The 15,101-nt window shown below is 45.6% G+C and carries 13 protein-coding genes, 1 tRNA gene and 1 pseudogene; 2 read left to right on the plus strand and 13 right to left on the minus strand.

What is annotated here, in order from left to right; genetic code table 11:
* The first annotated feature begins 46 nt into the window (after positions 1-46).
* Positions 47-1,732 (plus strand): ABC1 kinase family protein, encoded by a 1,686-nt coding sequence (locus tag OSCI_RS18465; protein ID WP_007356604.1) that lies wholly within the window; start codon positions 47-49, stop codon positions 1,730-1,732.
* A gap of 71 nt (positions 1,733-1,803) precedes the next feature.
* Here OSCI_RS18465 and OSCI_RS18470 read toward each other — a convergent pair whose 3' ends face one another.
* The 13 genes and pseudogenes from OSCI_RS18470 to OSCI_RS18525 form a co-directional block, all read right to left on the minus strand.
* Positions 1,804-2,163 carry a four helix bundle protein gene (locus OSCI_RS18470; protein ID WP_007356605.1) on the minus strand — a complete coding sequence of 120 codons (360 nt, stop codon included), beginning with the start codon at positions 2,161-2,163 and terminating at the stop codon, positions 1,804-1,806.
* Between the two features lie 68 nt (positions 2,164-2,231).
* Complete coding sequence (locus tag OSCI_RS18475; protein ID WP_007356606.1) at positions 2,232-4,574, minus strand: response regulator; 2,343 nt, start codon at positions 4,572-4,574, stop codon at positions 2,232-2,234.
* A gap of 276 nt (positions 4,575-4,850) precedes the next feature.
* Entirely contained in the window at positions 4,851-5,618 is a 768-nt protein-coding gene (locus OSCI_RS31610; protein ID WP_007356607.1) for a response regulator, read from the minus strand.
* Positions 5,578-6,996, minus strand: a complete 1,419-nt coding sequence (locus OSCI_RS27945) for an ATP-binding protein (RefSeq protein WP_007356608.1) — start codon at positions 6,994-6,996, stop codon at positions 5,578-5,580. The genes OSCI_RS31610 and OSCI_RS27945 overlap by 41 nt, the downstream gene beginning before the upstream one ends.
* A 149-nt stretch (positions 6,997-7,145) precedes the next feature.
* Complete coding sequence (locus tag OSCI_RS18490; RefSeq protein WP_007356609.1) at positions 7,146-8,144, minus strand: SpoIIE family protein phosphatase; 999 nt, start codon at positions 8,142-8,144, stop codon at positions 7,146-7,148.
* Between the two features lie 253 nt (positions 8,145-8,397).
* Complete coding sequence (locus OSCI_RS18495) at positions 8,398-8,778, minus strand: anti-sigma regulatory factor (protein WP_019487279.1); 381 nt, start codon at positions 8,776-8,778, stop codon at positions 8,398-8,400.
* Between the two features lie 4 nt (positions 8,779-8,782).
* On the minus strand, positions 8,783-9,178 hold the full coding sequence (locus OSCI_RS18500; RefSeq protein WP_007356611.1) for an STAS domain-containing protein: 396 nt from the start codon (positions 9,176-9,178) through the stop codon (positions 8,783-8,785).
* A 9-nt stretch (positions 9,179-9,187) separates the two neighbouring features.
* Positions 9,188-10,054, minus strand: a complete 867-nt coding sequence (locus OSCI_RS18505; RefSeq protein ID WP_007356612.1) for an STAS domain-containing protein — start codon at positions 10,052-10,054, stop codon at positions 9,188-9,190.
* Positions 10,055-10,480: 426 nt separating this feature from the next.
* Entirely contained in the window at positions 10,481-10,762 is a 282-nt protein-coding gene (locus OSCI_RS30145; RefSeq protein ID WP_148288860.1) for a hypothetical protein, read from the minus strand.
* A 230-nt stretch (positions 10,763-10,992) separates the two neighbouring features.
* Positions 10,993-11,065 (minus strand) — tRNA-Glu (locus tag OSCI_RS18510).
* 70 nt (positions 11,066-11,135) lie between these two features.
* Complete coding sequence (locus tag OSCI_RS18515; protein WP_019487280.1) at positions 11,136-12,182, minus strand: M42 family metallopeptidase; 1,047 nt, start codon at positions 12,180-12,182, stop codon at positions 11,136-11,138.
* A 137-nt stretch (positions 12,183-12,319) separates the two neighbouring features.
* A pseudogene (locus OSCI_RS32460) lies at positions 12,320-12,517 on the minus strand (ATP-binding protein); the annotation flags it as partial.
* 264 nt (positions 12,518-12,781) lie between these two features.
* Positions 12,782-13,765 carry a GntR family transcriptional regulator gene (locus tag OSCI_RS18525; protein WP_007356615.1) on the minus strand — a complete coding sequence of 328 codons (984 nt, stop codon included), beginning with the start codon at positions 13,763-13,765 and terminating at the stop codon, positions 12,782-12,784.
* 449 nt (positions 13,766-14,214) lie between these two features.
* Between OSCI_RS18525 and OSCI_RS18530 the strand changes: the two genes are divergently transcribed.
* Complete coding sequence (locus OSCI_RS18530; protein WP_026103873.1) at positions 14,215-14,952, plus strand: dienelactone hydrolase family protein; 738 nt, start codon at positions 14,215-14,217, stop codon at positions 14,950-14,952.
* Positions 14,953-15,101 lie beyond the last annotated feature (149 nt).

Raw genomic sequence — 15,101 nt, forward strand, 5'->3', positions numbered from 1 at the left:
CTCTTTTCCCCTAGCCCCTAGCCCCTAGCCCCTAGCCCCTATATTTATGCTCACAAAAATTGCACCTAAGCCACTTCGCTGGCAACGGGCTCAATCTTCACCTTTAACTCGACAAATAGATGTTTTTACCGCCGCAGGACAGTTTATGTTCTATTTGTGGGCGGATAGGCTATTTCAAAATAACTCGCCTTATACAAGATCCGTCCGTGCTGAGTGGCTACTCAAGACTTTGCTAAATTTAGGCCCAACTTTTATTAAAATTGGTCAGGCTCTCTCAACTCGTGCAGATATACTCCCTTTAGAGTATGTTAATGAATTACAAAAATTGCAAGATAAAGTACCTGAATTCAATGCGGAAGAAGCGATCGCTCTGATTGAATCTGAACTTGGTAAAGAAATTTATGCTTTATATCGTGATTTTGACCATTTTCCGATTGCGGCTGCGAGTTTGGGACAGGTACACAAAGCTCGGCTACATACGGGAGAAGATGTAGTTGTAAAGGTTCAACGTCCGGGATTGCAAAAGTTGTTTGATTTGGACGTTAAAGCTATTTACAAAATTATGCGTTTTTGCCAGCGGTATTTGCCTTGGACTAGAAAATATAATTTAGATGCACTTTATAATGAATTTTTCACAATTCTTTATCAAGAAATTGACTATATACAAGAGGGTAAAAATGCTGAACGATTTGCTAATAATTTTAGAGGCTATCCCGGCATTATGGTTCCTAAAGTTTATTGGCGATATACTAGCAAAAAGGTGTTGACTGTCGAGTATTTACCAGGTATAAAGGTTGACGATCGACAAAGTTTAGAAGCTAAAGGGATAGACTTAAAACGTCTCAATCAGTTAGGGATTTCCTGTTACTTAAAACAATTGTTGCAAGACGGTTTTTTTCAGGCAGATCCGCATCCGGGAAACATGGCAGTTAATGCAGATGGCTCTCTAATTTTTTATGATTTTGGGATGATGGCAGAGGTGAAATCTCTGGCTAAAGAGCAGATGATTAGAACTTTTTTTGGAGTGTTGAGAAAAGATAGTGATGAGGTTTTAGAAACATTGATTTTGATGGGTTTAATTGAACCTGTGCCGGATATGATGCCAGTGCGGAGAATGGTAGCGTTCCTATTGGAAAAGTTTACTGAAAAACCGATTGATTTTCAAGCTTTTAATGAAATCAAGGATGAATTGTACTTGATGTTTGAGCAACAGCCATTTCGATTGCCGGGACAAATGATGTTCATCCTGAAAGCGTTGACGACTCTTGATGGTATTGCTCGAACTTTAGATCCTCAATACAACCCTGTTGCTTGTGCTAAACCGTTTGTTAAAAGCTTAACTACAGTCTCCCAAAAAGAACGAGGAAATTTGGTGGGAGAGCTGGCAAAACAAGCTAGAAATTATGTTAGATTTAAGTTACAGCAGCCGAGTAGAGCAGAAGTTTTAATCAGACATTTAGAAAAGCGGATTGAAGACGGCGAGTTGCAGGTGCGGGTGCGGACAATAGAAAGCGATCGCGCTCTGAAGCGGATTAATATGGCTGTTAAAACTCTGATTTATGCCTGCTTGACTGGCTTTGTTTTTCTATCGGGTGCGGTGTTGCTAATTGGGGGATATCAAGGAGGTGCGATCGCAGCTTTTTCTCTGTCAGCCTTGGGTTCGTGGTTTTTGGTGCAATCTCTTTTCAATTTGTGGACGAGAGAAAAGCTAGATAGATTGACGGAAAAATAAATATTTTGCTAATGGCTAATGGCTAATGGCTAATGGCTAATTGCTAATTGCTAATGGCTAATTGCTAATTGCTAATTGCCGATTGATTTTAGGTAAGCATTGAGTTTTGGAGACAATTCATCAATGACTGAGTTAAGGCGTTTTATTTGTTCATTTGTTAAAAGATTCCGTGTGTAGGCACGTCTTAACCAGTTGATTGTTTCATACAGAGAACCTCTAGCAATCTTTATGAAACGCCGATTATCTTGGAAGTTATATCGACCCTCGCCTTCTGCAATATTAGCCGCGATGCTATCTGCTGAACGGACTATTTGTTTACCAAGTGTATCTTTAGCGAAGTTATCCCATCCTTCAACAATGTGCCAAATCTCATCTGCTAATTTTTCAGACAATTGATAAACTTCCAATTTCTCAAAATTAGGCCGTCCCATCCCAACTCCTTTGATTACTGATTACATTAGCAATTAGCAATTAGCAATTAGCAATTAGCAATTAACTGTTAACCCGTCCTATTGGCGAGGTTAGCGACGACGGCGGCTAATTCAGCGGGTTCGATCGGTTTGGGTAAGTGGATCTGAAAACCGGACAAAAGCGATCGCGTCCGATCCTCAGCTCTAGCATAAGCTGTGAGTGCTGCTGCGGGAATTTGCCCCCCTTCCTGTGGTGAAAGCGATCGCACTTGGCGGATCAAAGCATAGCCGTCCTCTTCTGGCATTCCGATGTCACTGAGCAAAATATCAGGTTTCAAACTTTTAAGGGTCGCGATCGCCTCAACTGCCGAGCCCACTGCCACAACTTCCGCGCCGCACTCCTCAAGCACAGCCGTAAGAAAGGCCCGCGAATCAGCTTCATCATCCACTACCAACACCCGCAAACCATTGAGCGCTGGCAGATTTTCAAATGGAAGTTCGCCCCCAATACCGGGGTGTACCCGTTCTCCCGTCTCCAGATTTTGGCGAATAGGCATTAGGGGCAGCTTAATAGTAAATGTTGCTCCCTTCCCCTCACCTTCGCTTTGGGCGCGAACGCTACCGCCGTGCAGTTCTACCAAATGGCGGACAATAGCTAAACCGATACCCAAGCCAGTATAAGTTCTAGCGATTGAGCTGTCGGCTTGACGGAAGCGATCGAACACAAAGGGCAGAAAATCAGGTTTTATCCCCAATCCCGTATCCCTCACCGAAATCTCAACATGAGAGTTAACTCTCTCCAGGTAGACCTGAACTTGCCCGCCTTTGAGCGTAAACTTAACCGCGTTAGAAAGCAAATTCCAGACGATTTGCTGCAAGCGGTCTGAGTCTCCTGCCACCAGCCCCCCTGTGGAATCGAAGATGGTTTGCAGGCGAATCTCCTTAGCTTCAGCCGCAGGGCGGACTGTATCTAAGGCTGCTTCAATGACGGTGACAAGTTCAACTGGGCGGACATTCAGCCGTACCTTACCCTGAATGATCCGGGAAACGTCGAGCAAATCCTCAACTAATTGCGCTTGGGCTCTAGCACTGCGCTCAATTGTCTCCATTGCCTTGGCTGTCGTCTTCTCGTCAAACTTGCGAGTATTGAGCAGGCGCAGCCAACCCAGCATGGCGTTTAAGGGCGATCGCAACTCGTGGGATAGCGTCGCCAAAAACTCATCCTTCATCCGGTTGGCAGTCTCCGCCTGAGTGCGGGCATTCTGTTCGCGGATGAGTAACTGGGCGCGTTCGTCTTCAGCTTGTTTGCGTTCGGTGAAGTCGCGCATGATTTTAGCAAAACCCCGCAATCCTGCCTCATCTTGCAGGGAAGTGAGAATACCGCTAGCCCAGAAACGGCTGCCGTCTTTACGGATGTGCCAGCGTTCGTCCTCTGCTTGACCTGCCGCTACTGCTTGCTCTAGTTCCAGCTTGTCTGTGCCGGCAGCTAAATCCTCCGGTGTAAAAATAATCGATGTCGGCTGACCGATTGCCTCTGCTTCCTCATAGCCTAAAATTCTTTGAGCTCCTACACTCCAACGGATAATGTATCCTTGGGCATCAAGGAAGAAAATTGCGTAGTCTTGTGCATTGTCTAACAGCAGACGGAACCGCTCTTCAGTTTCTCGTTGCGCTGACTCGGCTTGCTTGCGGTCTGTGATATCGGCGACAATCCAAACTGCTCCTGCAAAATTACCACGATCGCCTAAAATCGGGTCAGCAGTGACAGAAAACCAGCGATCGCCAAACCTCAGTTCTAAATTTTGTCGGCGGCCAGTTTCTCGAGCCCGAATAAAGAGATTTACTTCCGTAGCACCGATCGTATCTTGGATCAAATCCTGATAAAAACAACCTTTAATCTCGCTTTCCGATTTTCCCCAAAGTTCCCTCGCGGCGCAGTTGCACCGCACTATACTGCCATCGCTATCCAGCAGACACACCAGATCCGCGATCGCATCGAAAGTCGTTTGCCACTCCCTCGCCAGTAGCCGTGCCGCTTCCTCTGCCTTTCTGGTACGAAGCAAAGCATTGACAGTCGCGACTAACTCAATCGGCTCTACAGGCTGGGCGAGATAGCCATCTGCACCGCCATCTAACCCCTGTACCTTATCCTCGCTCTTGACAAAACTAGCCGAGAGATGTAGCACCGGAATAAACGCCGTAGCAGGGTTAGTCTTAATCTGCCTACAGACCTCAAACCCATTGATATCAGGCAACTGCACGTCAAGGACAATTAAATCTGGTTGGTAGTCGAGTGCCAATTGCAGGCCAGCTTTCCCAGTGGCCGCCTGTTGCACATCAAACCCCGCATTTTGAAGCATCCGGGTAACGATATAGCGGTTAGCTGCGTTGTCGTCTACGTGCAAGATCGTGACTTGAGGTCGGTCGGGCATAGTTTTTGGAAAAAATAAGGAAGAATTAAGGTACGAATTAGGCTATAGGTTTGATTTAATCGCTTTTTTAGTGCCGAAACGATAAAACTACCATTATTTTGCGAGTCAACCACAGACCGAGATCGTCTAGAGGAAGAAAAATAAAATAGGAGAGCGGTAATTTTAAAGGAGGGAGAGCGAAGTCTGGGTATATATAGCAGTCGCCAAGGCGATTAGGACACGATTGATTGCTGGAACCCGCTTATTCTATTCCCTTCTTCCCTAGTCCTGAGCATCCTAGTCCCTAGCTATAGGTATAAGCCCTGCTTTTATCAGAGCTTCCCGGAGTTTACCGCTTGCCACCTCGTGATGTTGACTCTCTTTAGATAGAATTGCGATCGCGTTTTGTGCTATATACATTGACTCTTGTGGGTCGAGCAACTTTGAGCTATTAACAATTACAGAGATATTCTTAGTATCAGGATTGCTTTTAAGTTGTTTCAATACTTCAAAACCATTCATTCCTGGCATCTCCAAATCTAAAAAAATTGCATCAATAGTTTCCGTCTGAGCTAACGCTAAACCTTCCTGCCCAGACTCAGCTTCAATTATAGTAAAATTAGGATCGGCTAAGTATTCCTTGAGCAAGTATCTAGCTACTTGGTCGTTGTCTATAATCAAAACTTTTTGCGGCAAATCCCCCTTGACTAGAGCATTAATTTTGTGGAGCAGCGGAAGTCGCTCCGCAGGTTTGATAAAAAACGCATCTGCACCCAATGCGCGAGCTTTCCTCTCGTTGTCAATGACAGTGATTACAATCAGAGGAATATTCTGCGTTGCTTCGTTTCCTTTCATTTCAGCAATCAAAGTCCACGTACTCTGTTTATCTAGTAAAATGTCCAATAGTATAGCTACAGGTCTAAAAACTTGAAGGGCCTCTCTTGCTTGACAAAGCGATCCAGCTATTATCATTTGATAGCAAGAACCCTGAAAATATTTCTCATAAGTAAATAAAGTTTCTACATTATCTTCTACTACTAATATAGGATAGAGAGCTGCATCCAAATTGCAAGAGAAAATTCTCCCTTTGCACATCCTCTTTGATACTGTTATAAACGACAGGAATTGTAGCAAAAAATGTTGAACCTTTCCCTAATTCGCTGGTAAGAAAGACACTTCCTCCCAGCAATTCAGCTAATTTTTTGGCTAGCGGGAGTCCCAAACCTGTTCCTTTAAATTGTGTTTGTAGGGGAGAATTAAGTTGGGTATATTCTTCAAATATCAGCTCTCGATCGCCTACGGCAATACCGATACCAGTATCCGCTACGGAAAAGACAACAGTGTTACCAGCAATTGCCGCTGAAACCCTAATTTCTCCAACTTCTGTATACTTCAACGAATTGGAGATAAAATTTCTGAGAATTTGGCTAACCTTGCCTTCGTCAGTGTAAAGTTTATGGCAACCGACAACTTCTTCAAAAACTAGAGAAACTGACGAATTATAGGCCAGTAAAGGCCGTAGCATACCCCTCAAAGCTCCAAAAAGGTCGCTAATTTCAAACTCATTGGGATGCACTACAATTTTGCCTGCTTCTGCCTTTGCCAAGTCTAATAAGTCATTAACTAAATCCGAAAGACATTCAGCAGATTTACGGATGAAAGTCACTTGCTTTTCTTGTTCTAATGTCAATTCACCATCCATCCTGTCTAACAGTATCCGCGAGAGAGATATAATTGAGTTTAGCGGCGTGCGAAACTCGTGGCTCATATTTGATAAAAATCGGGTTTTAACTTCATTTGCCTTCTGTAAGGAATCGGCTTTTTCATCTAATTCGGCATAGAGAGCTACTACTCCCCTATTAGTATCTTCTAATTCGCAATTGAGCTGAATTAGCTGCTCTTCACGCTGACGGATATCTTCTAGAGCTAATAGTAATTCTTGGTTCTGCTGCTGAATTTCTTCAAAGGAACTTTGAGGCGCTTGCATCGCCAATTTACTGCCCAACTGCCCTAAGTCTTTTGCTGTTAAAATAGAAGGCAACCTCGGCAAGTTTTTTTCCATCACGACGATAGTTCCCTCACCTACCGAAGAGGAAATCTGAAATCGATCCATTAACCGCTTGCTGCCAATAATACCTAGACCCATGCCAGTTGTAGATATATATTGTCCATTGAGAATAGTATTAAGATTAGCAATACCTTGACCTCGATCCTCAATGGAAATTATCAATGTTTGAGGCGAAGATATTTCCACCCAAAATTTAACTTTTCCGCCTCCGGCATATTGAAAAGCATTGCGACCAATTTCAGATACAGCAGTGGCAATGCGAGTTTTATCCTGAGCCTGAAAACCTAATAAACTTGCAATTTGCCCCGCCCGCTGGCGAGTCATGACGACATCTTGTTCAAATTTGATTTCTAGAGTTAGGAGAGTGAAAGTCATTGCTAATGGCTAATGGCTAATGGCTAATGGCTAATTGGTAATGGCTAATGGCTAATTGCTAATGGCTAATTGCTAATTGCTAATTGCTAATTGCTAACAGTTGACAGTTGACAGTTAACAGTTAACAGTTAGCAGTTAACTTAAAAATTTTATTTAGCGGCAAGCACTGTCACATCATCGCGACCTCTAGTGAAATCTCGGTACAAAACTCCAGCAATTAAACAGGGATGTTTTGATACTAAACCAGCATAACGCTCTAGATGCCACTGCGTACCCAACCCATCGGAGTGCATGACTAAAAGACCTCCTTTGGGCCACTGATAGACAAATTCCTGAATTTTGCGAACCTCATGTCCGACAGTACCATTGTGGGAAACCATGCTGTAGTTTGCATCGGGAGAAATGACTGCGGCAGAAATATTTCCGATTCCTGCAAAGCGAACCGATGCGCTACGAAAGTCAATTTCTGCGATCGCGATTACTGCACCCCGCGTACTTCGCAAAGCCCCATGAGCCGCCTCTATAATCTCTTTTGGGCTTTTATGAGTATTCTCTCGAAATATCCTCACAGCTTCATTAGATGCGATCGCAGCTTGCGGGCCGTGACCCAACCCGTCGGCCACTAGCAGCAAACTACGATCTTCCTGCTGTTCTACGGCCCAAGCATCCCCTGAAACATCCTCGCCTCTGACAGGTAAGCAAACTCCGCCAATTTTTAGGCGATCTTCTGGTGGGGGTGAATCGTAAGATGTTGCCCAGATGTGGCTTAATATGGCTGTGCCGCCGTTGGTAACAGAATAAATGTCAAAAAAGTTAGATAGCCGCTGGCAAGCCCCCAAACCGTTTCCCAGAGTCCCGCCTGTAGAAAAGCCGTCGCGCAAGCACTCGCTAATACTGCTCATTCCCGGCCCAGAGTCTAAGGCTAAGATTTCTATAAGCGCGATTGAGTTTAAGACTTTTGCTTGTAGCAATAGTTGACCGTTACGGGCGTAGCGGACGAGGTTTTTTGTCAACTCGCTGACTACGATGCTAACCTTTCCACGATCTGTTTCGTTGAAGCCAAGTTGATTAGCAAAGGCTACAGCTATCCGCCGCGCTTCGCCAGCTTGACTGGACTCTAGAATGGGTAAGGCGACTGGTTCTGGCATATTTGCTTCCTGGGTTTGGTTTAAGGTTATCTATTTCTCTTTTCTTTTCCTCCTCTATGCCTTTGTGTCTTCTTAGGTTCATTAAATTGCAGGGTTTTGCTTTTCAATAAGACTACAAAAATGAGACATAACTTTGGGTATAAAGGAAGGGGAGTAAACTTCAAAAATTCTCTCGTTTTAGGACAGAGGTTTGGCAAGAGGTCTAGGAATTTCAACATGACTCTCACTATTTTTTTGGTGGTAAAGAAGTCAGCTACTTCCACTTAGCGATCGTAATAGTTGTGCCCTCACCGACGCGAGAAACGATGTTAAATTCGTTCACGAGCCGCTTGGAACCAGAAAGACCCATGCCAAGCCCGCCTCCGGTGGTGAAGCCGTCTTTTAAGGCAAGGTCGATGTCGGGAATGCCGGGGCCTTTGTCTTCAAAGGTGAGCCGCACACCCCGGCGGTTTCCCTCTTGTAGGGTTTCCAGTTGTAGTTGCCCGCCGCCGCCGTAGTCTAAGGTATTACGGGCGAGTTCGCTGGCCGCCGTCACGATTTTGGTTTGGTCTACGAGGCTCAAACCTTGTTCCACGGCTAACTTGCGGACGGCTTGCCTTACTAGCACAACGTCTGCGGCGGTTTTGATGCTCATGGTTTCAGACCTCTGCACGGTCATCTGGCATCTCCTCTGGAGTTGCTAGCGATCGCCGCAATAGAGCCATTCCCCTCTCTACGTTTAAGGCTGTGCGGATGCCTTTGAGGGAAAGCCCTAATTCTACTAGAGTAATGGCTACTGCTGGCTGCATTCCAACTACGACTGTTTCGGCATCAAGTATCTGCGACATTTTGGCAATGTTTCCTAATATTCGCCCGATGAAGGAGTCAACCATATCTAAGGCGGAAATATCTATTAATACGCCGCGAGCATTTGTCTGGTTGATGCGATTTGTGAGGTCGTCTTGTAATGTCATGGCTAGGCGATCGTGCATATCGACTTGGATCGTAACTAAGAGAAATTGACCCATTTTAAGTATGGGAATTTTTTCGTCCATGATGCTTCCTTAAGTGCGCGGCTGGTTGCGGGTGATGCTGGCTCCAATGCGTTTTAATGCTAGAGCAAAAGCGTCGGCTAGGGTGGCTTTGGTGATCACGTCCGCGAGATCCACGCCGAGGTAAACGATGGTTTGGGCGATTTGGGGGCGAATGCCGCTGATGATGCAGTCAGCGCCCATTAAGCGGGCGGCAGTAACGGTTTTGAGCAGGTGTTGTGCAGTTAGGGTGTCTACGGTTGGGACTCCGGTAATATCAATGATCGTAACTTCTGCGCCTGTCTCTACAATTTTTTGTAGGAGGGACTCCATTACACCTTGAGTGCGGTTGCTGTCCAGGGTACCGATGATTGGTAAGGCTAATATCCCATCCCACAGTTTTACAACTGGGGTGGAGAGTTCCATGAGTTCTTCTTGCTGGCGATAGATGACTTCTTCGCGGGCTTTTTGGTAGATTTCTGTGGTCAGTAAACCTAGTTTATCTAGGAGGGTACTGACTGACCAAATCTCTTGGATGAGGTTTTGGCTATCGTTTGCGAGTTCGGAGTGTAGCTGGGTGAATAAGGGGTGTTTTAAGGATAAAATAAAGGTTGCGGTTTCTGAGGGTGTGAAGCCTTTGTGAGAGCGATCGCGCGATATGCTGGAAAGCATTTCTCGCACTGGCCGCCATTCTGAGGTGTTGATGTCAGTTAAGTTACCGCGATCGAGTGCTGCTACTAGGAGGTCTAGAAATTCTCTGCACTCTTCCCGTACTTCTATTTCTTTGAGCGAGTCTTGGCGACTGCTAGCAGTCATCTGCTCTGAGAGCCATGCTGTCAACAGTTCCGAGCGGTATTTTTTGAGAATTTCGGAAATTTTGCTTTGGCCGTTCAAGCTCATATTTGCTGTTCCTTACACCTGTGGGAATTAAAAGAGCCTGTAACAAAGTACAAAGATTAGGCTTTAAGGTATAACTAGCGTTACTTGGAGCTGTTGGCAGACACGGGAAAGCGATAGAGTTTTATTTTATATCAATTCCAGTTTGTTAACCACGATTAGGTGCTGGGGCGGGTTTACAAGCTTTCTAGCTTGTATTACATCTCGCAGGCGAAGCACTCCTAGAGGAATAATGGTTAATCAAGCGGACTTAATTCTATTTGACGCTGGTCGTTGACGCGAACAATTGTCCAGTTTGAGGTAGTCCCTTTAAGGCTAATTTATCTATATTGCACTATGGGTTAGGGGGGGGGAAGTGGAGTTTGGGCTAAATAACTCCTTATTGTTAAGTTACCACGTTAAAGGGTTGACTTACAATCGGCAAGAGGGTTAAGATTTACGACTACGAGTGTAGGGCGATCGCGATACTCTGTTTTGGTCACACTTGTGCTCTATTTTAGGATACTCAAGGGCGAGGGATGAGGTTTCTGGGTCTGGTAGGCGATCGCAATTCTCAAGTCGTCTGTTTCTGAGGCAAGAGCACTTTCCTTTAGATTGAGTTAAGTTCACCTGAAAATCCGATAGTTGCGATATTTTTCTATTTTTTTCACCACTTTTGTGAGCGTAAAGCTGGCAATTTCCGATCGCATTTGCGCTTGTAAAATCCCTCACTTTACCCTATTTGTATCATTGATAATGAGGTATGGCAGGAGGCAGGAGGCAGGAGGCAGAAGGCAATACTAGAAATGATTTGGGGGATGGAGAATGCCCTAAACGTTGTGGCGGTTGCTATAATTGCTAACCGTTAACAGTTAACCGTTAACCGTAATTTTAAAAAGGTACAAAAAATAAGTGCTGAATTATGGGATTAGCTCACAACTCAGCACTTATAATTTTTTTGATACCCCCAGGGGAATTCGAATCCCCGTCGCATCCGTGAAAGGGATGTGTCCTAGGCCTCTAGACGATGGGGGCGTGTGTTTCACACCTTTATTAACTTAACGCATCTTTCTGAGTTTGTCAACTACTTTTTCAAAAATTTTTTTTATTGGTTCCAAGGCTGTTGGCAGTAGGCTGTGAGAATGCGAGTACAGTTAGCGATCGCACCTAAATGAGCAATCTCAAACCCGTGAGTGTTTTGGGTGGGGAAGGCCAAACAAGCGGCCCTAGCTACGTGACCAAACTTCATGGCGATCGAGGCATCGCTACCAAACCCAGCGATCGCTGCCAATTGTACCACCACACCCGCGCGATCGGCTGCTTGGCGCAATTCCCCATTTAAGCCTTCATCATAAATCCCGTAGCCATCCTGAGACAACAAAACTGGCTTTTCGCCATCATCAATGGGATATTCCGGTGCCAAGGGGCAAATTTCCAAAGCAATTAACGCATCTAATTCCTGTCTTTGAGTAAAGTATAGTGCCCCGATCGCGCCGACTTCCTCCTTCGCCGATGCCACCAAATAAACATTAACGGGTGGTGCTTGCAAAGATGCAGCTACATCTAGTAAAATTGCCACAGAAGCTTTATTATCCAGGGTATAACTAGCAATATAATCCTTTAATCGTAGCGGGTGTTTGCGGTGCTTTCCTACTACCATGCGCGTACCTGGACGAATGCCTGCCTTAGCTAATTCTTCCGCACTACATTTCGTTTCAATCCAAGCATTTTCCCACTTTAATGCCACATCTTCCTGCTGAGATTTTTGAGGAGATTCGTGAGAAACATGACGGGAACCAAAGCTGAGGATACCACTAATGGTTTGATTATCTCCCAATAAATCGACAACGCCTTCGCCATAAACCCAAGGGAAAGAACCCCCAAGTTTACGAACTTGGACTCGGCCATTTGATGTTACAGTTTTGACGATCGCGCCGATTTCATCTTTATGGGCAGTAATTGCGATAGAGTGTTGAGAATCGCGACCTGGAATTAGTGCGATCGCATTTCCTGCACTGTCAAGCCAAGCCTTTACTCCCATTTTCGTAAACCTATCGATTAACCAGTCGTCAACTTCCGACTCAACACCACTAGGAGAGTGGTGCATCACTAGCTCTTCAATCGTAGCAAACAAGCGATCGTACTCTTGCATTTTTTTACCACAAAAGGGACGAGAGAGGGGATGGGGGAGACGAGGGAGCGGGGGAGGATGGGGGAGATAGAAGACAGAAATCTCTCCTCTGCTCCTCTGCCCCCCTGCGCCTCTGCTCCCCTGCCCCCCTGCTCCCCCCCTCCTTCTGCGTTGCCACTTTCAACCCACATTGTCCCACCCATAATTTCGCATAGGCGTTTGCTGATCGCTAATCCCAAACCAGTACCGCCGTATTGTCTGGTGGTAGAGGCATCTACTTGAGAAAAGGAGTGAAATAGTCTGTTCATTTTCTCCGCAGGAATACCAATCCCAGTATCTTTGACGGCGAAGTGAATTTCGTAGAAGCCAGAAGGATGGGAACTGTTGAAATTGTTTCGTTGGGAGTGTAACGGCAAATTCTGTGAGTAGGCTCCATCAACGCAGTTTTGAGAGATAGTTTCAGTTTGCTTTGTTTCTGGCAACACTTCGCGATCGGCAGCATTTCGCGGTTTTGAGTTAAAAGAGTCAGTAATTCTCCCCATCTCCCCCGCTCCCCTGCTCCCATCTCCCCATCCTCCCCATCTCCCCATCTCCCCCGCTCCCCTGCTCCCCTGCCTTCTTTACCCTAAACCTAACTCGCGTTTGAGTAAGTTAATCGACTGAGAACCTATATAATTTTCGCAGCAGATCAATTGCGGGGGACGGATAATATCTTCTCTGGCAGCATTGACAGCAGCTTTCACAGTAGCAATACTTGCTTGGTCGCAAGCAATTGTACGAGCGCTGCGAACGATCGCATTAATTTTGTAAGGATCGGACAATTGAGCTGTCATTACCAACAAGTCTTGTCCTCGCAGGCTGTGAATAATTACTTCTACTGCCCGCAGTAGACCAGAACTGAGGCTAACAATACCAAAGTAAGTATCTTTCGGTAAGCTATTAACGAGCTGGATTTCCTTAGCATAATCGTAAATGTCAACGGGGATAACGCGCACAGACCGAGGAGCTGCGATCGCTTCTGCTTCACCGATGAAATAGCGGCTAGTCACCACTGTCCCCGAAGGCACTTGATCGATGACTTGAGCTAGCTGTTCCATTGGTACTAACTGTACGGGAATGCGAAGAGCTTGCTCTAGTTCTTGAGTCATTAACTCACCGATGCCGATATCTTGAGTCGGTGCGGTCACTAAGACTCTAGCGCTACAGCGTAGTCGCCAGTCAATTTCTCCTAAAAATAGTTCCCTCGCCTGACTGAGAGTGCAACCCTGTCCCAGTAGTTGGTCGAGACTGTGCTGCACGATCTTATCAGCTTCGGGATATTGTTCGAGAATGGGCGATTTTCGCGTACTACCGCCTTCATTACCTTGAGCCCGGACGTAAATGCCTGAACCTGCTTGGGCTTCTACCAGTCCCGTTTCTTCTAATTGCCGATAAACTTTACTGATCGTATTGCGGTGCAAGCCTGTTTGCATCGCTAGTTGCCTAGTGCTGGGCAAGCGGTGTCCGGGGGGAAATTGCCGGGAGGCGATCGCAAACCTGATCTGGTTAAATAGTTGGTTGGATGCCGGGATCTCGCTGTCTGCTTGAATTTGAAACTGAACCATCCTAGAAACTCCAGGGATTAAGATAAAGAATTTATAAAAGCAATTGTGTGGTCTATATCATTAGGATTCCGATCTTAAGCTATAGCATAATCTACTCTTGGCTCTTTCACTAGCAAGGTTCACACTTTTTAGCGGGGCCAGAGTTTGGCAGTAGAGACCATAGCAAATGTACCGGTTTCTCTAACTAGAGCTTTAAGCTTAGCGAATTGATGAGCTAGATATTGGGAGCTATCTTCACGTTGGTAGAATTAGACCTGTTGCTAATGCTTTCGGCGCTAACTTCAGGAACATCAATTATATAGATTACCAGCTTGGATTTTGTTAGCATCTGCGCTCGCCTAATAATTTTTAAAGGATTCAACCAGGAGCAAGGCTGCAAAGAAACTGTCGATCGCATCCGCAGTTGCCTTAATCTAAAATCAGTTGACATTTACAAAATTACAATCGCGATGACTGAATTAACAATTCACACAGCTAAGGTCACAGTAACTAACGGAGATTTACAAATAGCCGCTTATCTAGCCCAACCTACAGCCAAGGGGCAATTTCCAGCAGTTATTGTCATTCAAGAAATCTTCGGAGTTAACGCCCACATCCGCGAAGTCACAGAAAGAATTGCTAAAGAAGGGTATGTAGCGATCGCACCAGCCATCTACCAGCGCCAAGCCCCCGGCTTTGAAACCGGCTACACTCCAGAAGACATCAAAATCGGCAGGCAGTACAAAGAACAAACCACAGCCTCAGAACTCCTCAGCGACATTCAAGCCACAATTAGCTACCTCAAAAATTTATCCTTTGTCAAGAGTACAGGCTTTGGCTGCATCGGCTTCTGTTTTGGCGGTCACGTCGCCTACCTTGCCGCCACCTTACCCGATATTAAAGCCACAGCTTCGTTCTACGGGGCTGGAATTGCCACCATGACCCCCGGCGGCGGCGATCCCACGATCGCGCGTACAGCAGACATTAAAGGCACTCTCTACGGCTTTTTTGGCACTCAGGATGCCAGCATTCCCCAAGAGCAAGTTGACCAGATCGAAACAGAATTACAAAAATACAACATTTCCCATCAGATTTTCCGCTATAACGCCGAACACGGCTTTTTCTGCGACCATCGCGGTAGTTACAACGCCACAGCGGCCGCCGATGCTTGGATACAGGTAAAACAGCTCTTTAGCGAGCAACTCTAAAGCAAAAAGGCATGGACTAATGACAATCAACCATCAACCACGAACAATTAGTAATTAGTAATTCTCAATACCCAGTCTCCATATACCCCCAGATTGGCTATATTGGGGTAGCCAACTATTTTAGAGCTTACGTAGCGCGATCGCCAAAA

It is taken from the genome of Kamptonema sp. PCC 6506 (genome assembly GCF_000180455.1).
In the GTDB taxonomy this organism is placed as follows: Bacteria; Cyanobacteriota; Cyanobacteriia; order Cyanobacteriales; family Microcoleaceae; genus Kamptonema; species Kamptonema formosum.